Here is a 26,358-nt window from a genome sequence, read left to right on the forward strand (position 1 = left end):
CTGTCCGAAGGTGATACCGAGGCTGCGCATGGTCAGATCTTTGCTGTCAGTTCAGGCAGGATGGTGAACAGGTCTCCAACCAGTCCGTAATCGGCGACCTGAAAGATCGGCGCGTCCTCGTCCTTGTTGATCGCCACGATGATGCGGGAGTCCTTCATGCCCGCGAGGTGCTGGATGGCGCCCGAGATGCCGACCGCGAGGTAAAGATCCGGCGCCACGACCTTGCCCGTCTGACCGACCTGCCAGTCATTGGGCGCATATCCGGCGTCCACAGCCGCACGGCTTGCACCAACTGCCCCGCCGAGCTTGTCCGCAAGGGTCGTGATGGTATCGAAGTTCTCTTTCGATCCGATCCCGCGACCACCAGAGACAATGATTTTCGCCGAGGTCAGGTCCGGACGTTCGGAGGCGACCGTCTTGTCCTCAACCCACTGCGACAGGCCGGGATCGGCCGGGATAGTGACGGCTTCAACAGAAGCGTTTCCACCATTCTGCGCCGCCGTGAAGGCCGCTGTGCGGACCGTGAAGACCTTGATTGGATCGGAAGAACGGATCGTCTGGATCGCATTGCCAGCATAGATTGGCCGCTCGAATGTGTCCGCGGCCTGCACGGCTGTCACTTCAGACAGGACCATCACATCCAGCAGCGCAGCAACACGCGGCAGAACGTTCTTGGAAAACGCCGTCGCACCAGCGGCGATGTGGCTATAATCCTTGGCCAGTGAGACGATCAGCGCGCTGACAGGCTCGGCAAGCCCGTGCGCCAGAGACGCATCATCCGCCAGAAGAACCTTCGACACGCCTGCCAGCTTCGCCGCCTCGTCGGCAGCAGCCGCGCAGTTCTCACCCGTGACGAGAACATGCACATCTCCAAGCGTGACAACCGCCGTCAGGGCCTTGGCGACAGTATCTGTCCCGAGGCGACCGTCATTGACTTCGGCAAGTAGCAGAACAGACATCAGAGGACTCCTGCTTCATTCTTCAGTTTCGACACCAGCTCATCGACGGACCCAACCTTCACACCAGCATGGCGCTGGGGAGGCTCGACCGTCTTAAGAACTGTGAGACGCGGGCGGACTTCGACCCCGAGCTGCGCAAGCGACACCTCTTCAAGCGGCTTCTTCTTGGCCTTCATAATATTGGGCAGCGCCACATAACGGGGTTCGTTGAGGCGCAGGTCCGTCGTCACTACGGCCGGTAGCTTCAGCTTAATGGTCTGAAGACCGCCATCGACTTCACGTGTGACCAGTGCCGAACCATCCTCGATCGTAACAGACGAAGCGGATGTGCCCTGCCCCCAGCCCAGCAGGGCGGCGAGCATCTGCCCGGTTGCGTTCATGTCGTTATCGATCGCCTGCTTGCCTGCGATCACGAGGCCGGGCTGTTCGTTCGCAACGACCCTGCTCAGGATCTGCGCCACCGAAAGCGGCTCCAGATCGACATTCACATCGTCGGTTACTGTCACGAGAATGGCCCGGTCCGCGCCCATCGCAAGAGCGGTTCGCAGCGTATCCTTCGCCTGCGCAACACCGATGGAGACGACGACGACTTCGGTCGCCACGCCCTTTTCCTTGAGACGAATGGCCTCTTCGACCGCGATTTCGTCAAAGGGGTTCATGGACATCTTGACGTTCACCAGATCGACACCAGACCCATCCGGCCGGACGCGGATGCGGACGTTGTAGTCGACGACCCGTTTCACAGGGACGAGGATCTTCATGATACTCTCCGTTCTCAGCAGATATCGCGGAAGCGCTGTATCATCACATCCAGCACTTCGGCCGGATCGCGCTTCCACCAGTTGTTTGCAGAAAAAATCTCGACTTCGCAGAACCCGTCATATCCCGCGCGTTCCACACCCGCGCGCAGGCCTTTCAGGTCTGCCACGCCGTCCCCCATCATCCCGCGATCCAGAAGAAAATCCGTCGTGGGAACCAGCCAGTCACACAGATGGAATCCCATGATGCGCTTCCCTGCCCGTTCGAGCTGACGCGGGAGATCGGTGTCCCACCACACGTGATAGACATCGACCGCCACACCCAGCCTGTCGGAATTGAGGGCATCGCAGATATCCAGGGCATCGCGCAGCGTCGGCAGGCAGGAGCGGTCCCCGCCATACATCGGATGCAAGGGCTCCAGAGCCAGCTTGACGTCCCGTTCAGACGCGTAATCCAGCACCTCAGATAGGCGATCCGTGACAATATCGAGGCTCTCCCTGACCCCTTTTGTGCCGGGCTCCACGCCTCCCACCACGATGGTCAGGATCTTGCCTCCCAGATCGGCAGTCTCATCGATGGAACGGTGGAAATCATCCACGACCGCCTGCCGTCCATGAGGTGCGAGAGGCCCCACAAGAAACGGCGAACGGCACAGCCCCACGACCTCCACTCCGGCCTGCCGGGCATGCTGCCCGATGGCTGAAGCCCGGCCCTGAAGCTCCGGCCGCCAGAAGACGATACCGCCGATGCCACGCTCGGCACAGGCGTCGATCGTCCGTTCAGCAGACCATCCGGCCCCTGCCCCCGGCATATTGTGGCCGAGGGTCGCGGTGTTCAGGGCCAGCGCGGAATGATCGTGGGTGAAGTCGCGCATCAGTCGGCCCCATAGAGCGACAGATGCGACTTCATGCGCCGGACGGCCAGTTCCGGATTGCGGAGCAGCCCGCAGCCATCCGCCAGCCGGAAAATGTCCGTGAAATACGGCAGTGGCCGCATGGACTGCGCACCACCCAGCATGATGAAGTGATCCTGAAAGCCGTTCAGCCAGGCCAAGAACACGACACCTGTCTTGTAATACTGGGTTGGCGCCTTGAAGATCACCCGGGCCAGCGGAACCGTGGGGTCCAGCGCCGCGCGGAAAGCGGCTTTGTCGCCTTCACCGAGTTTGCTCACCGCATAAGCGGCCAGTGGCGCCAGCGGATCGAACACCCCCAGAAGCGCATGGCTGAAGCCCTGCTCGTCGCCTTCGATCAGTTCCGGGTAGTTGAAGTCATCCCCGGTATACATTCTCACGCCTGCCGGAAGCAGACGGCGCATCCGGATTTCCTTTTCCTTGTCCAGAAGGGAAATCTTGATACCGTCCACCTTGGAGACGTTCTGCCCGATCATTTCCAGCACGGTTTCCAGCGCCTGATCGAAACTGTTCGTACCCCAGTATCCGGCCAAAGCGGGGTCGAACGCCTCACCGAGCCAGTGTAGGATGACTGGTTCATCGCAGGCGGAAAGGACTTCGCGGTAGACGCGCAGATAGTCTTCCGGCCCCTTTGCCACCCGGACCAGTGCCCGGCTGGCCATCAGGATGATCCGGCCACCGACGGCCTGAATGGCTTCGACCTGTTCCAGATAGGCGCGGATAACCGCATCCACGTCGCGCACATCTACCGGGTCCAGATGATCGGTTCCGCAGCCATTGACCACATCGGCGTCCGGCAGTTCAGCTTTCGTCCGGCGGATCAGTTCCAGCGCCATCGGCCAGTCCAGACCCATGCCACGCTGGGCCGTGTCCATCGCTTCGGCGATGCCGAGCCCAAGATCCGCGAGGTGGCGGCGGAACGCCATCGTCTTGTCCCAGTCGATGGCGCCAGATCCAGATGGGTCCTTCGCCGTATAGGGATTGGCGACGACATGGGCTGCGGAATAGACGATCCGCGCCGGATTGCGGTCCAGTGTTCCTGTCGGCGCCGGTGTTCCGATCAGGTGATAGTCCGTCTTCCGGCCGGTTTCATCGGGAAGAATGATTTTCATGACCGTTCTCAGAAACGCGGCACAAGCATTCCGGCATCTGCCGAAATCACCTGGCCTGTGGTGTAGGGAAGTCCGCCCGAAGCGAGGGTCGCGATGATGCCGCCCACGTCCTCGGGTTCGCCGACGCGGGGCAGCAGGGTCAGCCCGTCTATGGCGCGCTGACGGTACTGCTCGATCACGGCTGCCGTCATATCCGTGGCGATCAGGCCGGGCTGAACATCATAGACCGCGATGTTTTCCGGGCCGAGCCGTACGGCCAGAGCCTTGGACACCATCGCCGCAGCCGCCTTGGACGCACAGTATTCGGAGCGCTGGACCGCCACGGCGGTAGCGTTGGACGACGTCACATTCACGATGGAATGAAACACGTTCTCGGGTCGCGACCGCGACAGGAGCAGCTTCGCAAAGGCCTGCGAGAGAAAGAACAGCGCCTTGGTTTTTACCGTCAGGCAGCGGTCCCAGCTCGCTTCGCTCACGTCCAGCAGGTCGCCACGCTGGAGAACGCCGACGCCAGCATTGTTCACGAGCGTCGTCAGCGGCCCAAGTTCGGCCTCGACCTGCGCCAGCCGCTCCGCATGGATGGAGAGATCCGTGATGTCGAACGGGAGCGCCATGACGGATGCTCCAGTTTCGGACAGACGGCTGACAGCCGAACGCAGTTCCTCGTCATCGAACGGTCCATTGACCGCTAAAGCGAAGCCCCGTTTCGCCAGAGCCTGAGCCGCAGCGAAACCGATGCCCCGGGAGGAACCGGTGACGAGAGCGACCTGTCTCATGCCCGTGCGCCCTTGCGGAGCAGTTCACGCGCGATGATCATGCGCTGGATCTGGTTGGTGCCCTCGTAGATCTGGGTGATCTTGGCATCGCGGTACAGACGCTCGACTTCGAAGCCACGGATGTAGCCCGAACCACCAAAGACCTGCACGGCATCGGCCGTCCGGGCCACCGCCATGTCACCGGCAAAGCACTTGGCCATGGAGCATGAGCGCGTGGCGTCCTGCCCGCGGTCGATCTTCGTAGCCGCCGAATGGACCAGAAGGCGTGCGGCCTCAATGTCCTTGGCCATGTCAGCTAGAAGCCACTGCACGCCCTGAAACTCGGAGATATGCTTGCCGAACTGCTTGCGCGTTCCGGCATAATCCACTGCCGCTTCAAGACCCGCCTGTGCAATACCGACAGCGAGAGCCGCGATGCCAACGCGCCCCTTGTCAAGCACGCTCATCATCATGTGGAAGCCACGGTTCATCTCGCCCAGCAGCGCATCGCTCCCCAGACGGACATCCGAGAAGTCGAGAGCACCGACCTGGCTCGCCCGCTGGCCCATCTTGTGTTCCTTGGGACCGCGCTCGACACCCTTGGCATGCAGGTCCACGATAAAGATGGACATGCCGCGGTTGCCCGCTTCCTTGTCGGTGCGAGCCAGAACAAATCCGGTATCAGCGACCGGCGCGTTGTGGATCCAGATCTTGCCGCCGTTGAGAACCCAGCCATCCCCGTCACGCACGGCCGTCGTGCGGATACCGGAGACATCCGTGCCAGCCTCGGGCTCCGTAATACAATAAGCGACCTTGCGCTTCATGGAGAGGATGTCGGGCAGCATCTTCTGCTGTTCCGGCGTTCCGTGACGGACCAGAAGTGTGGAGATCAGTTCCACCAGACCGCACTGGTCGGCCACGCTGGCATAGCCACGGGACAGCTCTTCCATCACGACCGCATAGGTCAGCGTATCAAAACCCGGTCCGCCCAGTTCCTCGGGCACAGCGATGCCGAACAGGCCCAGCTTGCCCATTTCTTCATAAATCTCTGCCGGGAAGCGCTCCTCACGGTCCAGCGCCTCGGCGGCGGGACGGATGACGTTATCCACGAAAGACCGTGTCGTTTCGCGGACCTCTTCCTGCATTTCGTTCAGAAACATAGCCGACTCCACATAAGTAACTAACTGGATGGTTACCAGAAAATCTGTTAAAAACTACGGCTTTCGCCACACTCACCGATCAATCATTATTGAAGCTTTCCGAGCCGCTCCTAACGAACCAGCACGGCTCTGAAATCATTGACATTTGTCCCGGTTGGCCCCGGAACAAACAGGTCTCCCAGCGCCTCGAACGCGGTATAGGCGTCGTTCTCCATCAGAAGATCGGTCGGGTTGAACCCCTTTTCCCTCAGGCGCTCCATACTGACGCCATCGGCAAACGCACCGGCATTGTCTTCCGAACCGTCAATGCCATCGGTATCCGCCGCCAGAGCCGAAAACGGCAGGCCTTCCGCCGCCAGCGCAAAAGCCAGAAGGAACTCGGTATTGCGCCCCCCCCGGCCTCCCTGCCCGCGTATGGTTACGGTAGTCTCACCGCCTGACAGAATGACGACCGGCCGCCGGAAAGGGCGTCCCCTCAGGATGACTTCCCGCACCAGCGCGGCATGAACCTTGGCGACGTCCCGGGACTCGCCTTCGATCGCATCCGACAGGATCACGGGATAGATCCCGGCCTGTCGTACCTTCTCCGCCGCTGCTTCAAGCGACAGATGTGCCGAGGCAATCACACGCACTTCATTCCTGCTGAACACCGGATCGGTTGCCAGTGGTGCGCGGCCTTCTTCGCCCTCAAGCCAGGACTGGATTTTTTCGGGCAGACGCAGTTTCCATGTCTTTGCCAGACGACGGGCATCTTCCCGCGTTCCCAGATCTGGCACGGTAGGTCCGGAAGCCACCTGTGCAGGATCGTCAAACGGAACATCCGAGACTACCAGCGAGACGACTTTTGCCGGAGCGGCTGCGGCCGCAAGACGGCCGCCCTTGATGCCCGACACCTGCTTGCGGATGCTATTCATAACGGAAATCGGTGCGCCGGACGCCAGCAGGACACGGTTCAGTTCGGCCTCATCCTCAAGCGTCATGCCCGGCGGCGGAGATGGCAGCAGAGCCGACCCGCCCCCACAGATGAGCGCCACAACAAGATCGTCCGGTCCCAGCCCCTTGACCGTCTCGAAAAGCGCGTCCGTAGCTTTCAGACCCGCCTCATCCGGCACCGGATGCGAAGCCTCCATCACACGGATAAACTGCGTCGGGCAGACATTCCCGTAACGTGTGACCACCACGCCGCTGAGCGGCCCTCTCCAGACCCGCTCGAAAGCCGCCGCCAGCTGAGCCACCCCTTTACCGGCACCAACCACAACCGTCCGGCCCTTCGGGGGCTCGGGCAGATGTGCCTCCAGGATCTGCTCCGGCTCGGCCGCGCCAACGGCGGCGTCGAAGAGTCCTGTCAGAAACATGCGGTCCTCAAGCATCATGGTCAGTTCCTGTCTGTCCGTCTGGCGCTGGGGGTAAAGGTCACAGGGTCAGTCCCATGGGCTCATCACGGAACAGGGCCGCGTCCATTTCCTTCAGGTCGGGCGACACCTCGAGATGAGCGGTCGCCTGATCCAGAATGTCACGCTGCAAGTCGATCCCCGGCGCGATTTCAGTGACCGTCAGCTTGCCATCCAGCAACCTCAGAACGCAACGCTCCGTCACATACGTGATCTCCTGGCCGGTTTCGGTGGCACGTCCGCCAGAAAAACTGACCTGCGACACTTCGGGCACAATCTTCGCGATCTTGCCTTCCCTATCGATCACCAGACGGCCGCCCTCGATATGCATCTTCGCCCCGGCATTGAAATTGCCCGAGAAAATGATGCGCCTGGCCCGCGCCGTAATATCAACGAACCCCCCGGCTCCCGCCGTGCGATGCGGTGTGGCGGCCAGACGGCTGACATTCACCGAACCGTTCTGTCCAATCTCAAGGAAGGACAGCAGGGAGCAGTCGAAACCACCTGCCTGGAAATAGGAAAACTGATGGGGCGAGGCCACGAAAGCCTCAGCGTTACTGGCGCAGCCGAACTTGAAGTCGAGCAGCGGGATACCACCCACGGCACCCTGTTCGATCACCCAGGTTACAGCGCCGTGACGTCCTTCCTCCAGCAGGATACGCGGGACATTTGCGGAAATACCAAAGCCGATATTCACCGCCCAGCCCTGTCTCAGCTCCTGCGCTACGCGACGGGCCATGACTTTGGACGGACCAAAGTCCGGAATATCGAATGTGGAAAGCGGGCGGAAAATCTCGCCGGAAATGGCGGGATCGTAGGCCGTTGCGGTGGTCTGGAGCTGCTCCGGGGCCTCGACGATCACGTCCACCAGAATACCCGGAACCTTGACGTCATGCGGTTTGAGCGTGCCCTGCGCTGCCACACGACGGACCTGCGCAATCACCAGACCGCCATTGTTATGGGCCGCCAGAGCCATTTCCATGGCACCGAGCGTCGCACCTTCCTGCTCGAAGGTCAGGTTGCCGTTCTCATCGGCGGTGGAACCGCGAATGATCGCGACATCCGGACGCAGCGCCGGAAAATACAGCCAGTCCTCACCCTCGAAATCCATGTGACGGACGAGCGGGTTCAGCCGTGCTGTCTCATTCATCGCGCAGCCGTCACGCTGCGGGTCTACGAAGGTATCCAGCCCAACCTTGGTCAGGACGCCAGGACGTTTTGCCGCCCCTTCCCGCAGCATGTCGAAAATCACGCCGGACGGGACATTATAGGCGGCCAGATCTTCTGCCTGGATCCGCTGCCAGATCAGCGGCGGCTCGGCATTGCTCGGGCCGGACGGATAGGACCCGCCGATGATCTTCGTGATCATGCCAGGACGGGCGAGATGGTCCACGCCCTTGGTCCCGAACATGTCACCTGCAGCAATCGGATGGATGGTCGTCAGTTTCGAAGGAGATTTCGTGGCCTCGAAACGCTGTCCCAGTGCCTCGAGAACCGCGTCGGGACACAGAAGCCCCGAGGACGAATTGACGGCAACCATGGCTCCGTCCCTGATGAGGCTCACAGCCTCGGTCGCTGTCCTGACTTTCGTCATCTTGCAATGCCTTGTATCTAACTGGTTAGTTACTATAATTTCGAATGAAAAAGTCCAGCAGGGCAGCAAGACTTTTCCGCTATTCCGTGTTTTCAGGTGATACGGGGATATCCCGGATCAGGCGTTCCCCTGAATGAAATCCGCTGCCCGCTCACTGATCATGATCGTCGCGGCATTGGTGTTGGAACCGAGCAGCGACGGCATGACCGAGCTATCACAGATCCGGATGCCTTCAAGACCATGAACCTTCAGACGCGGATCGACGACGGACATGTCATCCCGCCCCATCTTACAGGTGCATGTCGGATGATAGGACGTCCGGCCATGCTCTCGGGCATAGTCGCGATACATCTGCATTGTCGGTTGTTTACCGCTAAAGAAGCAGGTTTTCCGGATGTGCTTCTGCAAGGACGGCTGGGAGAACATCTCGTAGCTCAGACGCACACCTTCCGCAGAGGTTTCAAGGTCGGCCGGGTCGCCAAGAAAGTTGGGATCGACCATCGGATTGACCCTCGGATCTGCCGAACGCAGCCGGACGGTTCCGCGTGACTTCGGACGCAGCACATAGCTGTTCAGCGTAATCCCGGACGCTCCCTTGGGAACGGACGTCACTCCAGCCTCAGCGCCTGCCCCCGCCAAGAAATGGAACTGGAGGTCAGGAACACCCGATGACGGGTCCGAGTACCAGAACGCGCCCCCCTCAACCACGTTGGACGCGACGGGACCGGATCTGAACATGGTGTATTCAAGACCTGCCCACAGCATCCAGTGCAGTTTCCGGTACTTATCAAAGCTTTCATCCGTCTTGAGCTCCGCTACGATATCCACACCGAAATGATCTTGAAGATTCTCGCCTACGCCCGGCAGATCCTGCACGACGGAGATGCCATTTTCGCGAAGATGCGCGGCAGGCCCGACGCCTGACAGCATCATCAGCTTTGGCGTTCCGATCGCTCCGGCCGTCACAACGATTTCCTGGCTCGCTTCGGCGGTATTCAGGGTTCCGTTGGCGATATACTGTACACCCGTCGCCCGCGTCCCGTTGAAGACGATCTTCAGCACCAGCGCCCGCGTCACAACCGTCAGATTCTTCCGCCCCAGAGCCGGACGCAGATACCCCACAGCCGTCGAGCAGCGCCGGTTGTTCCGAATGGTCATCTGATAGATGCCTGCACCTTCCTGCGTTGCACCATTGAAGTCAGGGTTATAGGGCAGCCCCATTTCCTGACAGCTCTGCACGAAGGCACGGCTGGTCGGGTTCGGCTCTGCAAGGTTGGACACACCGAGCGGTCCGTTCGTACCATGCCAGTCTCCTGCCAAAATTGTATTACCCTCCGACCGGATGAAGTACTTCTGGATGTCCCGGAAGCTCCAGCCATCCGCACCTTCCGCCGCCCAGCGGTCGAAATCGGAAGGATGTCCCCGCGTAAAGACTTCCGCGTTGATGGACGATCCGCCGCCCAGAATCCGGCCCTGCACATAGGGAATCTGGCGGTTGTTCGCATGTTTCTGCGGCTCCGTCAGAAGATCCCAGGTATGCGGCCCCGTGGTCATCTTCGCGAAACCGACCGGCATGTGGATCAGAGGATGCGTATCCCGCCGGCCTGCCTCGATAAGACAGACACGGACGGAAGGATTTTCGGAAAGGCGGGCTGCGAGAACACAGCCAGCCGAACCGCCACCGACAACAATGTAATCAAAACCGCTCGTCATTACGAAATCCAGTGCGAACGTTTGCCAGTTTCGATATGGACAGATTTGATCTGCGTATATTCCTCGACGCCGTACAGACCGGCCTCGCGGCCCCAGCCCGACTGTTTGAAGCCACCCAGCGGCGTCTCGGGGCCACCGCTCATGATGGTGTTCACCCAAAAGCGGCCGGCGCGAACACGACGGGTCACGGCAAGCGCCTTGTCGATATCCTTGCTCCAGACCGATGCGGCCAGACCGTAAACCGTATCATTGGCAATCGCGATCGCTTCATCGACGGTATCGAAATGGAAGGACGCCAGAACCGGTCCGAAAATCTCGTCACGTGCGATGCCCATCGAAGGCTTCACATCCGTGAAAAGCGTGGGCTGGATATACTGCCCCTTGCCGAAATCGACGGCGCCGCCGCCGCAAAGCACCTTCGCGCCTTCCGCCTTGCCCTTGGCAATATAGTCCAGAATGGTCTTGTTCTGCGCTTCCGTCGTGATGGCGCCGATCTGCGTTTCGGGATCAAACGGATCGCCAACGCGGATCTTCTCCATTTTCGCCACGACAAGACGCTCGAACTTCTCGGCCACGGACCGCTCAACGATCAGACGGCTCGACGACACACAGCACTGCCCGGTGTTGAAGCTGATCCCGAAGGCGACGGCATCGGCCGCATCCTCGAGGTTGCTGTCAGCAAATACGACGATCGGGTTCTTGCCGCCAAGCTCAAGGCCCAGCTTCTTCAGGTTGCTGTCAGCCGCCGCGTGAATGCAGGACTTGCCGACGCCCGTCGACCCCGTAAAGGACAGCATGTCGATATCCTGGTGCTCGGTCATGGCCTGACCAACCGTGCGCCCCGTGCCTGTCACAACATTGAAGACACCTTTCGGCAGCCCGGCATCGGCAAGAACCTCCGCCAGAAGAAGAGTTGTGGCGCTCGTGACTTCGGCAGGCTTGACGACCAGCGTGCAGCCGGATGCGAGAATGAACGGAGCGCGCTCACACAGGATCATGAACGGAAAGTTCCACGGCGTAATCAGGCCGACCACACCGATGGGCTCACGCAGGACCATGCCGAACAGCCCCTCGCCCAGATTGTTGAACGTATCACCATGCAGCATCCGTGCAGCGCCGGCCGCCATCTCGAAACAGGCGATACAGTGATCGATCTCGCCTTTCGCCTGGCTGATGGGCTTCCCGTTTTCCAGAACTTCCCAGTAAGCGATATCATCGCGGCGCTCTCGCAGAAGGCCCGCTGCTTTCAAAAGAACTGCCGCACGATCCGCGGCCGCCAGGCCCGACCAGCTTCCGTTCTCGAAAGCACGACGTGCAGCAGTGACTGCCTCATCAAGGTCCTCACGGGTGCAGCGTGGAATACGGGTGACGGGAACATCATGAGCCGGCGAGGAACGATCAAAAAAATCCTTACCTGCGCGCCATTCTCCATCAATAAAGAATCGGAACTCACGCGGCTTTAACGGTAAAGATACTGTCTTTGAGACAACATTCATGAGAATTATTCCTGCTGACTATGGCACTGCCATCCCTTTTTTTTTCGATGAACAGCCCGGTTTTACTCTTATGAACTCGAAACCCCGAGAGATATTACAACATGCAATTCTTAATCACGGACGACCCTCACCTGCATTTGACCACAGACGCTCGGGTTCCAACTTCCTAACGCGTAACGCACCGTATAGTTACTTACACATATCGCAGGGGTACGCCAGCATGAAATCACGTTACGTTGATATTTTTTCGTACTTTAAGTGTGATTTTATGATCCACTTTTCTTTTGGGGCGGTTTCCCCCAGAAAGAGCGCCCCTACTGAGAGCGGAACAAGCCCCTGATGCCCCTTGAAAAAAGCAGAGCGTCCTCCTCTACGAAAAAGCGTGTCAGGGACGCTGAGGCCACAAAATTACGCATTCTCGAAGCGGCCAAGAAGGAGTTTGCCCGAAACGGGCTTGAAGGCGCGCGGGTCGATACGATCGCCCTCGATGCCAAGGCCAACAAGAGGATGCTCTACCACTATTTCAAAAGTAAGGATGGCCTCTTCCGCACCGTCCTGGAGCGGGAATATCTCAACATCCGGGAGGAAGAGACCAGACTGGATCTGGAGAACCTGCCCCCCAGGACAGCCCTCGAAACGCTCGTCCGTTTCACATGGGAATACTATATCGCCAATCCCGAGTTCATCACCCTCGTGAACAGCGAGAACCTCTGTCAGGCCGCCCATATCCGGAACTCGCCCACACTGAAGACGATCAGTCAGAAATTCGTCCGCCGCATCCAGTCCCTTCTGGATCGGGGGGTTCGGGAAAACGTCTTCCGCGATGGCATCGACGCAACCCAGTTGAACATTACGATCGCCTCGATCAATTATTATTATTTCACGAACCGCTTCACAGGATCGGTAATCTTCGAGCGGAATTTTACAGCTCCCGAAGCGCTTGAAGAAAGAATTTCCTTTAATATCGAAACGATATGCCGTCTGGTCTGCAAGAATTAAGGTACGGTTTTTCTTACAAACAAACAGTCTCATACCCCTGAATTCAGGGACAATTTATGGTCCGCGTAAGGAAAATATTGAATTCCGGTTACAATTATAATGCTCTGCCTGAGATTTTTCTCTTGCATCCGCGGTCGAGTTAACGTCTATCTGATGTCGGCAGGTGCTCCTAAGTGGGTTTTCGACGCATGTTGCGTCATTCGTTCCCCTTAAGAGTTATGATTTCGTGCGTATCTTGTGCACGACTGCTATTGTTAAAAAGGAGCCTCGTTATGGCAACAGGCACCGTAAAATGGTTTAACTCCACCAAGGGCTTTGGTTTCATCCAGCCTGACAACGGTGGCCAGGATGCGTTCGTTCACATCTCTGAACTCGAGCGCGCCGGAATGCACACCCTCAACGAAGGTCAGCATGTCTCTTACGAGCTCGAGTCTGGCCGCAACGGCAAAACGTCGGCAGTGAGCATCAAGGCAATCTGATTGCCCTGATGTACATTTCGATGTGCAGGAAGCCGCCCGCAAGGGCGGCTTTTTTCATGTCTGGCGTCCACTTTCCGGCTGCGACCCATGCCCCCTGTTTGCAAGATCGATCATCTCCACAAATGCATCGGCAGCGGGGCTTCTGTAACGCTCTTTATGCCTCAGCCCATAGAAAAAGCGGCTTTCCGGCACCTCTGACGCCGCATGAAGCGTCCCCGCCCGCAGCGCCGGGGCAACCACCAGCGATGACAGCGCAGCAATCCCCGCCCCTGCCTCCACGGCAGTTCGCACACTCTCGTTCGATGGCAGGACCAGACTGACATTCAGCTCGTCTGGCGCGATCCCCAGACGCCGGAGGTAGTGTTCCAGCGTGGCCCGCGTCCCCGATCCCGGCTCCCGCATTACCCAGACCTGTTTGCGCAGCCATTCCCTGTCAGCATGCTCAGGAATCCCGGCGTCCGCCTGCACAATGGTCAGATGGTCTTTTCCCAGCGGCCACTGCGCGAGCGCTGGATCATCGACAATTGCTTCCACGATCCCCAGTTCAGCCTCCCCTTCCCGGACCTTCTTCGCGGCCTCTTCGGTATTGCTGACGGCCAGTTCGACCGTGATCTGCGGATATTTTCTGCGGAAAGCCACCAGAATGGACGGAATCCAGTACGCAGCGATGGTCTGGCTCGCCACCGCGCGGAGCGTTCCGCGCTTCAGCCCGCTGATCTCATCCAGAACGTTTTCAGCCGCAGCCGCCTGCGCGACGACAGCACGGGCCTCCGGCAAAAACAGACATCCCGCCTCACTCAGCCGGATGCCCCGTCCCACCCGATCAAAAAGCCTGACGCCGTAACGCTCTTCCAGAGCGGCAATAGCCGCCGAGACCGCGGACTGGGTGACGTTCATTGCCCTGCTTGCAGCAGTGACGTGTTCGCGTTCGGCAACGGCGATGAAAAGACGGAGCTGATCAAGGGTCATGCGCGATGGATAGCACAATCAATCGATTTTTCTGATCGGAATCATGAAATTTATGCGTTGGATTGATTGATTGTTCTTTCCCTAAATCTTCACGATCAAGGAGAGCATATCGTGAAGATTATATCGCCTGCGGGAGGCCTCGTGTCCCGCTTTCCGGGAACGGCTCTGTGCATCGGTATTGCGCTTGCGGCTTACGGTCTTGAGGACGTGGAACGGATCCTGGCCGGAAAAGCCTTTCTGGAGACCCTGAATATCGCGCTCATTCTGGGCGTCATCCTGCGGTCTGTCCGCAAACCCGCAGGCGCCTTCAATTGCGGAATCAGGTTCTGCTCAAAAACACTCCTCAACATTGCGATCGTCCTTCTGGGCACGACTTTCAGCCTTCAGGCCGTCTGGTCTGCCGGACCTGAAATCCTGCTCGCCGTTCTGGGGATGGTGATTTTCAGCATGATCTTCACCTGCTGGGCCGGACGGATGAATGGTCTGTCGCGGAATCAGACCCTGCTCGTGGCGTGTGGCGATTCCATCTGCGGCAACTCCGCAATCATGGCTGCCGCCCCCGCCATTCAGGCATCAGAGGAGGACGTCGGCGCGACAATCGCCTTCACCGCAGCAGGTGGTCTGGCGGTCGTTCTGGGGCTGCCTGTCCTCCTTCCCTTGCTGAATATGTCCGGGATCGCCAATGGTGCCGTCGCCGGGCTGACGGTCTATGCAGTTCCACAGGTCATGGCCGCGGCCGCTCCGTTCGGCCCCGCCGCCCTGCATGTCGGAACGCTCGTCAAGCTGATGCGCGTTCTCATGCTGGGCCCGGTCTGCGCCGTTCTGTCACTGAAGATTCGTCGCAAACACGCCCGGACTCAGCCGCTGAAACCATCCGAAACAGGCAAAACGCCAAGGCTGTTTCGCCTCGTCCCGTGGTATATCGCAGGCTTCATGGCGATGATCATCGTCCGGTCCCTGGGCGTCATTCCCGAAACCTGCATCCCTCCCCTCAGCCAGACCGCCACATTCCTGACCATTCTGGCCATGGCCGCACTGGGTCTGGGGATCGATATCCGCTCCGTCTTCCGGGCGGGACGACCACTGGTCCTGACAGTCGTGATGTCCCTGACCGGTCTTCTGGGTGCCAGCATCCTGCTGGTCCGGCTCCTGGACTGCGCATGAAGCAGTTCAGTCCTGCGGCTGGTAGACCCGCCCGTAGCGGTTAGACAGATAGGCGGACAGCGGAATATCTTCCTGACGGACAAAGCCTGCCGACGGAATCCTGCCTTCCGCCAGCAGGTCCAGAACCGCGCAGATGGACCCTGCCGTCGTAAGCTGAATTGCAGTGCGGTATCCGCCCATGAACTCCTGCGCGTGAATGGTCCGGGCCAGCGTTTCCTGCTGCTGCCGGCCATTCTGTAGTCCCGTCACGATAACCGACAGCACCACCAGATCCTGAGCCGTGCCGGGAATGGCATGGGTCAGGATATCCTGAAGGATATGTCGCCGTTCCGACAGACGCAAATCGGACAGAAGAACCTTCATGATATCGCGATGGCCCGGATATCGCATGGTGCGATAATTGAGCTCCCGGACCCGGCCGTCATAGGTTTCACACAACGAGCCAAGACCGCCGGACGTGTTGAAAGCCTCATAAAGAACGCCATCGACGCCCAGGCTCTCCATACCCTCAAGAGCAGGAACGAGGATACGCTTCCCATCCACGATCGCCTCACAGGGTTCGATATATTCGTTGATGAGGCCTTCCGTACTCCAGGTCAGGTTATATCCCAGCGCATTAGACGGAAAACGCGGCAGCGCCCCGACACGCAGCCGGATCGTATCAATCTCATCGAAATGTCCTGCCAGATCATGCGCGGCAATCGAAACAAAGCCCGGCGCCAGACCACATTGCGGAATGAACGCATGCGACGCGCCCTCGGCCAGCGCCTTCACAGCACGGGTGGACGCCACATCCTCGGTGAGATCCAGATAATGCACCCCTGCGGCGGCGGCGGCCCGCGCGACAGTCCGCGTCAGATGAAAAGGAAGCGCGGAGAGGACTGCGAACTGCCCTTTGAGCAGATCCGGATCAAGCCCCTGCGCGATATCGGCTGTTTTGCGGGCAATCCCTTCGGGCAGTTTGAGGCTGTTGAGATACTCCGCGTGACAGTCAAGCAGCGTCACACCATAGCCGCCGTGATGAAGAAGCTCCGCAATGGCTGAACCAATCTTGCCCGCACCTGCAACCGTAACCTGCTTCATGATCATATCCTGTTCCGGAAGTGTTACGGACAGGATCGGGGGCTGCGCCGACGGATCACAAGCGGCAGCGTGACGGCAAAAAGCCATTTCCAACGGCAGATTGCTGTCTATAACAGTCAGAATGACGGATCCGATCGATCAGGCTCTTCTTGATATCCTGCGCCGCAATGCGCGAACCCCCACAGCCGCGCTGGCCCGCAGGCTGGGGATCTCCCGTACGACTCTGCAGGGGCGCATGGAACGTCTGGAGCGGCAGGGACGGATCCGGGGCTATACGCTTCTCGAAAATCCGGACGAGGATCTGGTGCGCGCCCATGTCTCGATCGTGCTCACACCGCGCCACCGGCAGAAAGTGGAGCGGGATCTGAAAACACTGCCCGAACTGCGGGAACTGCATGCGGTCAGCGGCGCCTCGGACCTGATTGCGCTGCTGGGAGCCACGACGACCGAAAGCATCAATCGCGCCATCGACGATATCGGGCAGATGGAAGGCGTGGAGCGGACCGTCTCCGCCATCATCCTCTCGACGCGCTTTCGAAAAGGGTATTGAACCAGCCGACCAGCCCATCGTCCTTCTTCAGAAACGTCTTGCTTTCAATATTGACCGCTGTCCACTCTTCACAAAACAGATGTTTACCGCTCATGACGGAGCCCTGATGCAGACGCCCCCTTCCCCTCCCGACGCCATTACGGTCAGCAACCTTCGCAAAACCTACCGGATCCGCGAAGGAGGCAGCTGGCGGGGGAAAACCCGTGATATCGTCGCGCTGGACGGGATTTCCTTTTCAGTCCCGAAAGGCCAGATCGCAGGCTTCATCGGTCCGAACGGCGCAGGAAAATCGACGGCGATCAAAATTCTCTCCGGCATCCTGCGTCCCACGTCGGGAGAGGTGCAGGTCAATGGTCTGGTGCCTTGGACGAACCGCATCGCCCATGTGGCACGGATCGGCGTCGTGTTCGGGCAGCGGACCCAGCTCTGGTGGGATCTTTCGGTCGCGGAAGGCCTTGCCTTGCTGCGCGACATCTACGGCGTGGAACCGGAGCGTTTTGCCCGCAACCGCGCCCGTCTGGCCGATGCGCTGGATCTGGGCGGAATCATGGACCAGTCCGTCCGCCAGCTTTCGCTCGGGCAGAGAATGCGCGCCGAAATTGCGGCGTCTCTCATCCATGATCCGGACATCCTCATTCTGGATGAACCCACGATCGGCCTGGATGCGCCATCCAAGCTCGCCGTCCGGGCCTTCGTGCATGAACTCTGCCGGGACCGGGGGACGACCGTCCTGCTGACAACCCATGACATGCACGATATCGAAGCGCTCGCAGAACGTGTGATCGTCATCGGTCATGGTCGTATTCTTGCGGACAGCCCGTTCGAGGATCTTCGCACCACGACGCTGTCAGAGCGCATTCTCGAACTTGATTTCCATGACACGCCTCCCGAACTGACTCTTCCCGCTGGCGCCAGCGAAACCGCGCGAGAGCCCCGCAGCCTCACGATCACTTTCGACCCGCGCCAGATCCCGGCCCCGGCCCTCGTCGCGCATGTCGGCCATTTGCCCGGTCTCGATGATCTGCGGATCAGCCGCCCCTCGATTGACGAGATCATCACGCGTTTCTACGCGGATCACGCCGCATGAGCCTGCGCCCCTATCTCACGGCCTTCGGTCTGCAATGGAAGATCGGGCTGCGATATCGCATCGCTGTCGTCGCCGGACTGGTGGCGCAGATGTGGTTCGGCGCCGTGACGCTGATGGCCTACGCCTCGGTGTACCACGCCGCGCCGGATGTGCAGGCTCCGCTCTCACTGCGGCAGGCCATGACCTACACCTGGATCCAGCAGTCGCTCTTCACGCTGCTGCCGCTCGGATGCCTGCCCGCCATCGGAGACGCCGCCCGCACAGGCGCCATCGTCTATGATCTCCTGCGTCCGGTCGATATGTGGAACTGGTGGCTCTCCGCCAGCCTGGCGCGACTGCTGGGCAATGCCGTCCCCCGCGCTGTCCTGCTGGCCTGCGTGGCCGGTCCTCTCGCGATGCTTGTCGGGCTCGGCGCCTGGAGCCTTGCCGGACCCGCCAGCCTTATCTCCGCAACTCTGGCCCTTGTCTCCATCGCACTCGGCGCCCTGCTCTCCGCGACCATCGTCATGTGGTGGAATATCCTCACGGCCCGTACCCTTTCGCCTCTGGGGAGCTATGCCGTTGGAACCCCACTCGCCGTCCTGCTGTCGGGAATGCTGCTACCTCTGCCGCTCTACCCCGACTGGATCCGGCCTTTCCTGCTCGCACAGCCTTTCGCCGGCATTACGGACATCCCCATCCGCATCTATCTCGGAACGCCCATCCCCGGCGGTGTTGCAACGGGTCTGGGTCTTCAGGTCTTCTGGCTGGCGGCCCTGACACTTCTCGGGCGTCTGTGGATGCGCCAGACCGTGAACCGACTGGAGGTGCAGGGTGCCTGACATGACGCAATCTCCGTCCCGCACGCTCAGCGGTCCGGGCCTGTATCGCCGCATGGCCGGGGCTTCGATCTTGGCGCAACTCCGCTATCCCGGCACCTTTGTCATTCAGGCCATCGGCAATTTCGTCACAACACTCCTCAGCTTCTTCGGCATCTGGAGCCTGTTCCATCGCTTCGGCAGCATCGCGGGATGGGATATCGGAACCGTCGCCGTCCTGTACGGCCTTGTGAACGTGGCTTTTGCCGTCGCCGAAACTCTGGGGCGCGGCTTCGAGGTCTTTGGTGGCGAATATGTCCGGACCGGAAGCTTCGACCGCCTCCTTCTGCGCCCGCGTTCGACGCTGCTGCTGCTTCTGGGGCACGAACTGCGCCTGCGCCCGATCGGACGTTTCCTTCAGGGGCTGTTCGTGCTCGCGGCGGGTCTGTGGCTCGCCCCACATGTGCAGTGGAGCGCCGTTCTGGTCCTGCCCTGGGCCATCGCGGGCGGTGCGGCCATGTTCCTCGGTGTCCTGATCGGACAGGCTGCCCTGTGCTTCATCACCGTTGAAGGACTGGAGGTCGTAAACGTCCTGACCTATGGCGGCGTGGAGGCCGGACAGTACCCACTGACCATGTTCGGACGCTGGCTCCGGCGCTTCATCACCTTTGTCCTGCCGCTCGCGGCCGTCTGCTATTACCCAACGCTGTTCAGCCTCGCCCACCCGGACCCGCTTGGCATGCCGACATGGATCGGCGCGCTTTCGCCCGTGGCGGGGTTCGCCTTTCTTGGCGTCATGATCCTCGCCTGGAACCGGGCGGTAGCGGGATATGTCTCCAGCGGCAGCTGAGGCCTGGTATTCAGGAGCCCGTGCCCATCAGCGAGACATGGGCTGCGATGATCTTCCATCCTTCGGGCGTCCGGAACCATGTCTGGCTCTGACGCCCGATACGCTCCGCTCCGATCCGCCGGAACTCCAGGTCCACCGTCGCCACATCCCTCCCAATGACGGTAATGACGCGGCGCAGGACTTCCCGCGGTGGCGAACCACCCGTCCTGTTGCGGCGGAATGCCTTGATCTCGTCAAAGCCGTAGAGATTTTCCCCCACGCCGTAACGCACCGTCTCCGGCCCGTCATAAAACAGCCTGTCCAGTTCCTGCAGTTCATTCTCGCCCAGGGCCCGTTCGTAACGGTCGGACAGGGCCGTAATGTCCCGAAGGATGTCAGGATCGTTCAGAAGCGGATACCCGGATGACGTCATGGCTGCTCTCCATCATTCAAATGAAGCGAAGGATACCAGATCGCTGCCAAAAGCCGTGCCCCTGAAGATCCATCAAAGACATTGACCTTTCGCGAAGTCGCGATCCAATAGACTGTCAGGATCAACCTGATCCCGCGCTTTACTCCATTCTCCGTCACGAGTAGGTTTCTGTCATGCGTTTCGTCCTTCTCCCCAGCCTGCTTCTGCTTGCCTCATGCTCCGCAGCGCCCTGGGTTACCGGTCACACCGACAGCAAATGTATTCGCGAGCAGATGCTGAGCGGCGCTGGCGGCAATCCGCACGCCTTCGCCACGGCTGCCGGCACCTGTGCCGCCACGGCGCGCAAGGACAATGGCGGTCATGACCGACCGCTGGATGTACGCGATGACACGACCCTTCAGGCGATGGCGGAAAATCCGGATTACAATACCAACCGGCAGCCCTTCGTCGCGCGCGATTCAAAGACCCGCATTCCGGGTGGTATCCGCAATATCAATATCGACTGAATTTTCAGGACGGCACGCCCGTCCTTCCCCTGTATTATAGAGGAATGAGTTTCATGTTCAGCCATATCATGCTCGGCAGCAACGACATTGCCCGTTCCAAGACATTCTATGATGCGACAATGGGCGTCATCGGCTGCGAGCCTGCCGAACCCAACGCCAAGGGCCGCCTGGCTTATGCCCATTCCGGCGGCCGTCTGGTCATCACGAAGCCCCTGAACGGCGAGCCCGCAACTCCTGCCAATGGCGGGACGATCGGTTTTGCCATGAGCAGCCCCGAGCAGGTCGATGCCTGGCACAAGGCGGGCGTGGAGAACGGCGGAAAGGCGATCGAAAACCCGCCTGGCATCCGGCACTCGCCGATGGGCGACCTTTATCTTGCCTATCTGCGCGATCCGGACGGCAACAAGCTCTGCGCCCTGTACAAAGCTTCCTGAAACAGGGCCTCTGACCAACTAACCCCGGCGACAAGGTTGTCTGCCGGGCGACCCTGCGGCATGAAGGGGCCACTTCATCCCCTTCTCCCTGCCGCAGGTTCTCAAGATGTCCGAACATACTCCCATTGGTCTCGAAAATGGCGCAGCGCCCGTCACAGCGCTGACCCATTCGGGCAATTTTCACGTCGACGAGACCATGGGCTATGTCATTCTGCACTACGCGCTCGCCCCGCAGGGTGATCTGCGCGCACGCGTTCTCGAAGAAAAATCCGCCGACCGCCTGACCTTCATCCGTACCCGCAATCCGGATGTCATCAAATCGGCCGATATCGTCTTCGACGTCGGCGGCCTCTATGACCCTCCGCATGGCCGTTACGACCACCACATGAAGGACAAGCCTCTTCGCGAAGACGGCACGCCATACAGCGCAGCCGGTTTGCTGTGGAAGGATTACGGTCACGCCGCCATCCGCAACATCCTCAAGACGCCGGTCGATAACGCCACGGTGGACCTGATCTGGCAGAGCCTCGACAAGTCCCTGATCCTGCCGATCGATCAGGATGACAATGGCGTGGTCAAGATGGGCAAGCTTTCTCTGGCGGATATCGTCTCCGCCTGCAGCCCGCCCTGGGACACGGCCGAACTCTACGGACGACAGGAAGCCCGCGCCCGGGAATCCCTCGGTTTCGCCAATGCTGCCACCTCCGTCGCATCACACCTGACGAATGTCGTGGACCGTGTTCGCGCCAGCCTCAAGGCGACGGACCGCGTTCTGGCAGCTTATGAAAATGCCGAAGACAAGCGTATCCTCGTCATGGGCACCGGCATGCCGACCGAAAAGGTCATTTTCGAGCATGACCTGCCCGTCGTGTACGTGGTCTCTCCCGCTGGCCCGGAGCAGTGGAACGTCAAGGCCGTCCCGCCCGTCCGCGGGGATTTCGGGCAGCGCGTCTCCCTTCCCGAAGCCTGGGGTGGGCTGGAGCGGGAAAAGCTGGCTGCTGTCTCCGGCGTGTCTGATGCAGTGTTTGCCCATCCGGCCCGCTTCATCTGCGGTGCAGGCAGCCGCGACGGCGCCATCCGCATGGCACAACTGGCACTGGAAATCGCCGGGGTCTGAAATAAAAAAGGGATGCGATACAATATCGCGTCCCTTTCCCGATCAGGACCGGAGCAGTCATGCTCCAGTCAAAGAGTTCCGCCCCTCAGGCGAGAGCGTAGAATACTGTCGCTGCGACACAGACTGTCACTGGCAGCGTCAGAAGCCACGCCATCACGATCTTCGTCAGCATCTTTTTGTTGATGCCGGACCCGGCAGCCACCATCGTCCCGGCCACGCCAGACGTGATGATATGCGTCGTGGAGACCGGCAGGCCGGTATAGCCCGCCGTCATGATCAGACCCGCACCGACAACCTCGGAGGCAGCACCCTGCGCTGGCGTCAGATGGGTCGTGCCGATACCTTCGCCCAGCGTCCGGACAATCCGCTTATAGCCCACCATGGTCCCGATCCCGAGGCACAGCGCGCTCAGCAGACGCACCCAGCCCGGCGCATATTCCACCGTCGGACGCAGTTCGGATGCGAGATGGGATGCCAGCTTCCTGTCCGCGTCCGAGGCTGCCGGGTTGGCCGCAACCGACCGCAGACCGGACAGAACCTGATAGACATCACCCCGCAGTTCGGACGGGGCCTCGGCAGGACCTTCCGTCTGCGAAAGACGGCTGATCGAAGCGACGGCATCCCCCTTGAAGGAATAACGGTCATACTGCGTGACCAGCGGCAGGGCCTGCTGCGCGTCCTGGCGGATCTGCTCGATGCTGACCGGAGAAGCCGGGTTGAGTGCGAAAGCAGCAGGCATGATGCCGATGATCGTCAGCATGATCAGACCAATGCTCTTCTGACCGTCATTGCTGCCATGCGAGAAGCTGACCAGCGTGCAGGTCAAAACCAGCACCGCCCGCACGATCGGGTTCGGCTTCTGTTCCGGCGTGGGCGCCCTGTACATTTCCGGCATCTTCACGAGGGATTTGATGAGGAAATACAGCAAAAGTGCGCCAACAAAGCCCAGCAGCGGGGAGACGGCAAGCGCACGCAGCACCTTCCAGATCTGGCTCCAGTCTACACTGTGGCCGAGTTCGCAAGCATGGACAAAGGAGTCACCGATCGCAATGCCGACCAGCGATCCGATGACACAGTGCGAGGACGAGTTCGGAATTCCGAACCACCAGGTCATCAGGTTCCAGGCCAGGGCGGTTCCGAACAGCGCGACCAGCATAGGAACGGCCGGATTTCCACTTGGCGGCGAGAGAACGTCCGGCGGCAGAAGTTCCACGAGCGCGTAGGCGACGGAAATGCCGCCCAGAATCACGCCCAGAAGGTTCATCAGTCCCGACCAGACGACAGCAACGGTCGGCTTGAGCGAATTGGTATAGATGACAGTTGCGACAGCATTGGCCGTATCATGAAAGCCATTGGCAAATTCAAAGACGCAGACCAGAACAAAGCAGAGGCACAGCGCGACAAGCGATGTCGCCGAGGATGGGTCAAAATGAAGCATGAAGTCCGGATTCCGTTATTTAGAACCCTGCCTTAGTCCATTTCAGGAATTTTTAATTATGACGTTTTTGGTTTTCATAAAATATTCATACTCATGACTTGAGAAATAAAAATATACGAACATGCAGCGCCCTGTCTGCATTCCCACACACAGCGCCTACTGCACGAGTGCTTTCAAAAGTGCCTTGAGAGCCTTCTGGGCCGCTTTCGATCCCCATTCCTGAAGCAGTCCCCGCGAGCGGGGCTGTCTCGAAAGGGCTTCCGGCGTTTCCCTGATCGGCGGCATGGCACTGACGTGGTCCTTCAGGGAGGCCGGAAGTGCGGGAAACGGATCAATCCCCACAAGCTCCGTCAGAAGCGCGACACTCGTAATCCGGCAGGTCGGACGGCGCGTGTTCAGACACACATACGCCCCCATCCCGTTAGCCGCCGGATCATAGATCGCTTTCCAGGTCACGGCAGGCACCGGAATACGCCCCGCCCCGATCGTCCGGGTCTGAGCCGGATCGTAACCCGGTCCGGTCACGACAAAGATTTCTCCTTCCTGCCGGGCCCATCCACGGACAGCGCTCTCGACCCCTTCCCATGGCCCCCGGTTCAGCTCCGCAGTCTGTGGGACGATGTTCGACAGCAGGAAGGACTGCTGCTGGGCCTGCATACCGGGCTCATCCCCGCTGGGTGTCATGTGTCCCCGGTCGTAACCCGAGGCCCTGTAATCCTCGAGCGCCGCCCGCATCCTCACAGGAAGGCGCTCATCAGGATAAAAACTTCCCTGCCGGCGCGTGCGGTCCGCGATTTCCAGATTTTCTTCCGTCAGATCCTCGGCCGACCACAGCGGCCCCTTCGTGCTTTCCGACGCAAGCACCGCATAATCCGCATTACACAGCTGAACCGTCCCGATCCGCAGCGTTTCATTCAGCACCTGGGGTGCGACGCCCTCAGCAAACATGTCCGGGCAGGACGCAGCCTGCGCCGGCAGCACGACAAGAAGAGCACAGATCGGAAGATACGACAGGAAATTCAATAACACCTCACATACCCGGTTCGGCAGTATCCATCCGGGACTGCCCCGGTGTTAGTGGATCAGGGAACCCCGCACAACCAACTGATTTTCCAATTTCTTTCCGTCAGAAGGCATCACCGGCTTCGGCACGCTGTTCCTTGCAGAAAATGAAAACTCCGCATCATCCATTGGCGTTACATGGGAAAGTCGGGATATGCCTGATTCTGCGGAGCACGGAGCCCGCATGACAGGAAAGCGGAGACAGACCATCATCAAGATGAAAACCCTGATCGGTGTCATGCTTCCGGCACTCCTTGCCACAGGCGTTCCGGCCCTGTCTGCCACCCTCCATCCGCTCGCACCGATCGCCCGGGCGGAGATGGGAACCAGCACCCATGCCGCCCTGTCCGCACGGGGTATTGTTGCCACCCTGGACGTCCGTCGGACCACACGCTGCAACGTGCCCGTCGTCTGGGCCGACGCCGATACCAGCCCGGCATCTCCGTGCAGCATGGCCTTCCTGACACTAAGCCAGCCCGGGAACACCCACTCCCGCCCTGCCTCATTCCCTCTGACGCCTTACGGCACCGAGGATGACGGCATGGCGCAGCTGAAAATGTCATTGCGACATCTGGACGCATCATCGCCTTTCCCGCAGGTCATGGTCTCTGCCTATACCGGCGGTGCCCATTGCTGCTCGCTCACATCCATATTCGATCTGCGCCCTGATGGAAGCTCCGGCGGAAGCTGGCAGCATCTCGAACTCGGAGCGATGGATGGCGACGGAGAACCGGACGTCGTGGATATCGCCGGAAACGGGCAACAGGAAATCCTGACATCCGATCAGTCGTTCCTTTATGCCTTCGCATCCCATGCCGGATCCGAAGCCCCTGTCGTCATCGCCCGCTACCACGATGGCGTCCTTGAAAACGTCACGCGCGATCCGGCCTACCGAGACTATCTTGCGAAGGATCTGGCGGACAGACGGCGCAACTGGATCAAGTCCGGACGTTTCGAGCCCAATGGCTTCCTGGCCTACGAAGTCGCGACCATGGCCAATATGGGCCGGCTCGAGGAGGGCTGGCGTGACATGCTGGCTCATGCACAGTCCACGAAAGAATCTGGTTTCGGTCTCTCGGCATGCGATCTCAAACCGCCCGCTGACAAGCAGAACGGCCATGCCTGTTCCGCCAAAGAAAAAGAACTGCTCCCCTTCCCGCAGGCTCTGTCCCTTTTCCTCGTCCGCGCGGGATACATCACGCCAGAACAGGTGGCATCCGTAACGGACAATCATGAGTCTGCTTCGGTGGCCCCGTCCGTTCCACCCGCGGCCACGCCGCACGAGACCCCGAACCCGCCCTCATCCGCCGCAGCCCAGCCACCCGAAAGGGACCAGGCCCTCTCCGCTTCGGCTGCTCCCGCGAAATCCAGAGGCCTGTTCGCGGTTTTCGGCGCCCTCGGACTGGCGCTCTATCTTGTTCCGGTCCTGATCGCCTACCGCCGCAATACGATCCGTCAGCACCGGATCGCGATGATAACCGTGCTTCTGGGTTGGACCATCATCGGGTGGGTTGCGGCGCTGGTCATGGCGCTCAACGAACCCACCCGGACACGGTAAG

26 protein-coding genes are annotated in these 26,358 nt (G+C 60.1%); 11 read left to right on the plus strand and 15 right to left on the minus strand.

The genetic code is table 11. From position 1 onward, the window contains the following. Positions 1 to 32 precede the first annotated feature (32 nt). The 10 genes from KP701_RS09815 to KP701_RS09860 form a co-directional block, all read right to left on the minus strand. On the minus strand, positions 33 to 959 hold the full coding sequence (locus KP701_RS09815; protein ID WP_215747041.1) for an electron transfer flavoprotein subunit alpha/FixB family protein: 927 nt from the start codon (positions 957 to 959) through the stop codon (positions 33 to 35). Then, the gene (locus KP701_RS09820; RefSeq protein ID WP_215747042.1) at positions 959 to 1,720 is read right to left on the minus strand and encodes an electron transfer flavoprotein subunit beta/FixA family protein; all 762 of its coding nucleotides are present in this window, start codon (positions 1,718 to 1,720) and stop codon (positions 959 to 961) included. Before KP701_RS09820 ends, KP701_RS09815 begins: the two co-directional genes overlap by 1 nt. 14 nt (positions 1,721 to 1,734) lie before the next feature. Continuing rightward, positions 1,735 to 2,592 carry a sugar phosphate isomerase/epimerase gene (locus KP701_RS09825; RefSeq protein WP_215747043.1) on the minus strand — a complete coding sequence of 286 codons (858 nt, stop codon included), beginning with the start codon at positions 2,590 to 2,592 and terminating at the stop codon, positions 1,735 to 1,737. Continuing rightward, positions 2,592 to 3,743, minus strand: a complete 1,152-nt coding sequence (locus KP701_RS09830) for a dihydrodipicolinate synthase family protein (RefSeq protein WP_215747044.1) — start codon at positions 3,741 to 3,743, stop codon at positions 2,592 to 2,594. The genes KP701_RS09825 and KP701_RS09830 overlap by 1 nt, the downstream gene beginning before the upstream one ends. Before the next feature lie 8 nt (positions 3,744 to 3,751). Then, the gene (locus tag KP701_RS09835) at positions 3,752 to 4,519 is read right to left on the minus strand and encodes a 3-ketoacyl-ACP reductase (protein WP_215747045.1); all 768 of its coding nucleotides are present in this window, start codon (positions 4,517 to 4,519) and stop codon (positions 3,752 to 3,754) included. Further along, positions 4,516 to 5,658, minus strand: coding sequence for an acyl-CoA dehydrogenase family protein (locus tag KP701_RS09840; RefSeq protein ID WP_062495289.1), 1,143 nt, complete (start codon positions 5,656 to 5,658; stop codon positions 4,516 to 4,518). The genes KP701_RS09835 and KP701_RS09840 overlap by 4 nt, the downstream gene beginning before the upstream one ends. Before the next feature lie 110 nt (positions 5,659 to 5,768). Next, a complete protein-coding gene (locus tag KP701_RS09845) occupies positions 5,769 to 7,031 on the minus strand; it encodes a glycerate kinase (protein ID WP_215747046.1) in 1,263 nt (420 codons plus the stop codon). Between the two features lie 40 nt (positions 7,032 to 7,071). Next, positions 7,072 to 8,643: an acyl CoA:acetate/3-ketoacid CoA transferase gene (locus tag KP701_RS09850; protein WP_215747047.1), complete on the minus strand. Its 1,572-nt coding sequence runs from the start codon at positions 8,641 to 8,643 to the stop codon at positions 7,072 to 7,074. Positions 8,644 to 8,760: 117 nt separating this feature from the next. Then, complete coding sequence (locus KP701_RS09855) at positions 8,761 to 10,356, minus strand: GMC family oxidoreductase (protein WP_215747048.1); 1,596 nt, start codon at positions 10,354 to 10,356, stop codon at positions 8,761 to 8,763. Further along, positions 10,356 to 11,852: an aldehyde dehydrogenase family protein gene (locus KP701_RS09860; RefSeq protein WP_215747049.1), complete on the minus strand. Its 1,497-nt coding sequence runs from the start codon at positions 11,850 to 11,852 to the stop codon at positions 10,356 to 10,358. Before KP701_RS09860 ends, KP701_RS09855 begins: the two co-directional genes overlap by 1 nt. A gap of 339 nt (positions 11,853 to 12,191) precedes the next feature. Between KP701_RS09860 and KP701_RS09865 the strand changes: the two genes are divergently transcribed. Both KP701_RS09865 and KP701_RS09870 read left to right on the plus strand, forming a co-directional pair. Continuing rightward, positions 12,192 to 12,851: a TetR/AcrR family transcriptional regulator gene (locus KP701_RS09865; RefSeq protein WP_215747050.1), complete on the plus strand. Its 660-nt coding sequence runs from the start codon at positions 12,192 to 12,194 to the stop codon at positions 12,849 to 12,851. Between the two features lie 272 nt (positions 12,852 to 13,123). Continuing rightward, a complete protein-coding gene (locus tag KP701_RS09870; protein ID WP_024717199.1) occupies positions 13,124 to 13,330 on the plus strand; it encodes a cold-shock protein in 207 nt (68 codons plus the stop codon). A gap of 54 nt (positions 13,331 to 13,384) precedes the next feature. Here KP701_RS09870 and KP701_RS09875 read toward each other — a convergent pair whose 3' ends face one another. Beyond that, positions 13,385 to 14,299, minus strand: a complete 915-nt coding sequence (locus tag KP701_RS09875; RefSeq protein WP_215747051.1) for a LysR family transcriptional regulator — start codon at positions 14,297 to 14,299, stop codon at positions 13,385 to 13,387. A gap of 111 nt (positions 14,300 to 14,410) precedes the next feature. Here KP701_RS09875 and KP701_RS09880 point away from each other — a divergent pair, with 111 nt between their 5' ends. Next, positions 14,411 to 15,463 carry a YeiH family protein gene (locus KP701_RS09880; protein ID WP_371818946.1) on the plus strand — a complete coding sequence of 351 codons (1,053 nt, stop codon included), beginning with the start codon at positions 14,411 to 14,413 and terminating at the stop codon, positions 15,461 to 15,463. 6 nt (positions 15,464 to 15,469) lie between these two features. Here KP701_RS09880 and KP701_RS09885 read toward each other — a convergent pair whose 3' ends face one another. Beyond that, a complete protein-coding gene (locus tag KP701_RS09885) occupies positions 15,470 to 16,546 on the minus strand; it encodes a saccharopine dehydrogenase C-terminal domain-containing protein (protein WP_215747053.1) in 1,077 nt (358 codons plus the stop codon). A 121-nt stretch (positions 16,547 to 16,667) separates the two neighbouring features. Between KP701_RS09885 and KP701_RS09890 the strand changes: the two genes are divergently transcribed. The 4 genes from KP701_RS09890 to KP701_RS09905 all read left to right on the plus strand — a co-directional run bounded on the left by KP701_RS09890 (position 16,668) and on the right by KP701_RS09905 (position 19,830). Beyond that, positions 16,668 to 17,096 (plus strand): Lrp/AsnC family transcriptional regulator, encoded by a 429-nt coding sequence (locus KP701_RS09890; RefSeq protein WP_215747054.1) that lies wholly within the window; start codon positions 16,668 to 16,670, stop codon positions 17,094 to 17,096. Between the two features lie 106 nt (positions 17,097 to 17,202). Then, the gene (locus tag KP701_RS09895; RefSeq protein ID WP_215747055.1) at positions 17,203 to 18,183 is read left to right on the plus strand and encodes an ATP-binding cassette domain-containing protein; all 981 of its coding nucleotides are present in this window, start codon (positions 17,203 to 17,205) and stop codon (positions 18,181 to 18,183) included. Continuing rightward, entirely contained in the window at positions 18,180 to 19,004 is an 825-nt protein-coding gene (locus tag KP701_RS09900; RefSeq protein ID WP_215747056.1) for an ABC-2 family transporter protein, read from the plus strand. The genes KP701_RS09895 and KP701_RS09900 overlap by 4 nt, the downstream gene beginning before the upstream one ends. Before the next feature lies 1 nt (position 19,005). Next, positions 19,006 to 19,830 carry an ABC transporter permease gene (locus KP701_RS09905; RefSeq protein ID WP_215747057.1) on the plus strand — a complete coding sequence of 275 codons (825 nt, stop codon included), beginning with the start codon at positions 19,006 to 19,008 and terminating at the stop codon, positions 19,828 to 19,830. 10 nt (positions 19,831 to 19,840) lie between these two features. Here the strand turns inward: KP701_RS09905 and hpxZ are convergent, their stop codons facing one another. Beyond that, the gene (gene hpxZ, locus KP701_RS09910) at positions 19,841 to 20,242 is read right to left on the minus strand and encodes an oxalurate catabolism protein HpxZ (protein WP_215747058.1); all 402 of its coding nucleotides are present in this window, start codon (positions 20,240 to 20,242) and stop codon (positions 19,841 to 19,843) included. A 173-nt stretch (positions 20,243 to 20,415) separates the two neighbouring features. Here hpxZ and KP701_RS09915 point away from each other — a divergent pair, with 173 nt between their 5' ends. The 3 genes from KP701_RS09915 (at position 20,416) to KP701_RS09925 (ending at position 22,299) form a co-directional block, all read left to right on the plus strand. Further along, the gene (locus KP701_RS09915) at positions 20,416 to 20,748 is read left to right on the plus strand and encodes a hypothetical protein (RefSeq protein ID WP_215747059.1); all 333 of its coding nucleotides are present in this window, start codon (positions 20,416 to 20,418) and stop codon (positions 20,746 to 20,748) included. A gap of 53 nt (positions 20,749 to 20,801) precedes the next feature. Next, positions 20,802 to 21,182, plus strand: coding sequence for a VOC family protein (locus KP701_RS09920; RefSeq protein WP_215747060.1), 381 nt, complete (start codon positions 20,802 to 20,804; stop codon positions 21,180 to 21,182). A 106-nt stretch (positions 21,183 to 21,288) separates the two neighbouring features. Beyond that, positions 21,289 to 22,299, plus strand: coding sequence for an MYG1 family protein (locus KP701_RS09925; protein ID WP_215747061.1), 1,011 nt, complete (start codon positions 21,289 to 21,291; stop codon positions 22,297 to 22,299). 85 nt (positions 22,300 to 22,384) lie between these two features. On the opposite strand, the gene KP701_RS09930 is transcribed toward KP701_RS09925, so the two are convergent. Continuing rightward, the gene (locus KP701_RS09930) at positions 22,385 to 23,737 is read right to left on the minus strand and encodes an inorganic phosphate transporter (RefSeq protein WP_215747062.1); all 1,353 of its coding nucleotides are present in this window, start codon (positions 23,735 to 23,737) and stop codon (positions 22,385 to 22,387) included. 156 nt (positions 23,738 to 23,893) lie between these two features. Then, positions 23,894 to 24,760 carry a DNA/RNA non-specific endonuclease gene (locus tag KP701_RS09935; protein ID WP_215747063.1) on the minus strand — a complete coding sequence of 289 codons (867 nt, stop codon included), beginning with the start codon at positions 24,758 to 24,760 and terminating at the stop codon, positions 23,894 to 23,896. Between the two features lie 193 nt (positions 24,761 to 24,953). Here KP701_RS09935 and KP701_RS09940 point away from each other — a divergent pair, with 193 nt between their 5' ends. Then, complete coding sequence (locus KP701_RS09940) at positions 24,954 to 26,357, plus strand: superinfection immunity protein (protein ID WP_215747064.1); 1,404 nt, start codon at positions 24,954 to 24,956, stop codon at positions 26,355 to 26,357. Position 26,358 lies beyond the last annotated feature (1 nt).

Source organism: Gluconobacter sp. P1C6_b (assembly GCF_018811945.1).
Taxonomy (GTDB): Bacteria; Pseudomonadota; Alphaproteobacteria; order Acetobacterales; family Acetobacteraceae; genus Gluconobacter.

Coding starts and splice junctions, on each gene's coding strand:
- KP701_RS09920 (WP_215747060.1), top strand. CDS start 20,802: ATGTTCAGCCATATCATGCTCGGCAGCAACGACATTGCCCGTTCCAAG.
- KP701_RS09915 (WP_215747059.1), top strand. CDS start 20,416: ATGCGTTTCGTCCTTCTCCCCAGCCTGCTTCTGCTTGCCTCATGCTCC.
- KP701_RS09885 (WP_215747053.1), bottom strand. CDS start 16,546: ATGAAGCAGGTTACGGTTGCAGGTGCGGGCAAGATTGGTTCAGCCATT.
- KP701_RS09840 (WP_062495289.1), bottom strand. CDS start 5,658: ATGTTTCTGAACGAAATGCAGGAAGAGGTCCGCGAAACGACACGGTCT.
- KP701_RS09835 (WP_215747045.1), bottom strand. CDS start 4,519: ATGAGACAGGTCGCTCTCGTCACCGGTTCCTCCCGGGGCATCGGTTTC.
- KP701_RS09890 (WP_215747054.1), top strand. CDS start 16,668: ATGACGGATCCGATCGATCAGGCTCTTCTTGATATCCTGCGCCGCAAT.
- KP701_RS09905 (WP_215747057.1), top strand. CDS start 19,006: ATGACGCAATCTCCGTCCCGCACGCTCAGCGGTCCGGGCCTGTATCGC.
- KP701_RS09900 (WP_215747056.1), top strand. CDS start 18,180: ATGAGCCTGCGCCCCTATCTCACGGCCTTCGGTCTGCAATGGAAGATC.
- KP701_RS09860 (WP_215747049.1), bottom strand. CDS start 11,852: ATGAATGTTGTCTCAAAGACAGTATCTTTACCGTTAAAGCCGCGTGAG.
- KP701_RS09855 (WP_215747048.1), bottom strand. CDS start 10,356: ATGACGAGCGGTTTTGATTACATTGTTGTCGGTGGCGGTTCGGCTGGC.
- KP701_RS09895 (WP_215747055.1), top strand. CDS start 17,203: ATGCAGACGCCCCCTTCCCCTCCCGACGCCATTACGGTCAGCAACCTT.
- KP701_RS09815 (WP_215747041.1), bottom strand. CDS start 959: ATGTCTGTTCTGCTACTTGCCGAAGTCAATGACGGTCGCCTCGGGACA.
- hpxZ (WP_215747058.1), bottom strand. CDS start 20,242: ATGACGTCATCCGGGTATCCGCTTCTGAACGATCCTGACATCCTTCGG.
- KP701_RS09870 (WP_024717199.1), top strand. CDS start 13,124: ATGGCAACAGGCACCGTAAAATGGTTTAACTCCACCAAGGGCTTTGGT.
- KP701_RS09940 (WP_215747064.1), top strand. CDS start 24,954: ATGCCTGATTCTGCGGAGCACGGAGCCCGCATGACAGGAAAGCGGAGA.
- KP701_RS09925 (WP_215747061.1), top strand. CDS start 21,289: ATGTCCGAACATACTCCCATTGGTCTCGAAAATGGCGCAGCGCCCGTC.
- KP701_RS09850 (WP_215747047.1), bottom strand. CDS start 8,643: ATGACGAAAGTCAGGACAGCGACCGAGGCTGTGAGCCTCATCAGGGAC.
- KP701_RS09865 (WP_215747050.1), top strand. CDS start 12,192: ATGCCCCTTGAAAAAAGCAGAGCGTCCTCCTCTACGAAAAAGCGTGTC.
- KP701_RS09845 (WP_215747046.1), bottom strand. CDS start 7,031: ATGATGCTTGAGGACCGCATGTTTCTGACAGGACTCTTCGACGCCGCC.
- KP701_RS09875 (WP_215747051.1), bottom strand. CDS start 14,299: ATGACCCTTGATCAGCTCCGTCTTTTCATCGCCGTTGCCGAACGCGAA.
- KP701_RS09930 (WP_215747062.1), bottom strand. CDS start 23,737: ATGCTTCATTTTGACCCATCCTCGGCGACATCGCTTGTCGCGCTGTGC.
- KP701_RS09820 (WP_215747042.1), bottom strand. CDS start 1,720: ATGAAGATCCTCGTCCCTGTGAAACGGGTCGTCGACTACAACGTCCGC.
- KP701_RS09825 (WP_215747043.1), bottom strand. CDS start 2,592: ATGCGCGACTTCACCCACGATCATTCCGCGCTGGCCCTGAACACCGCG.
- KP701_RS09830 (WP_215747044.1), bottom strand. CDS start 3,743: ATGAAAATCATTCTTCCCGATGAAACCGGCCGGAAGACGGACTATCAC.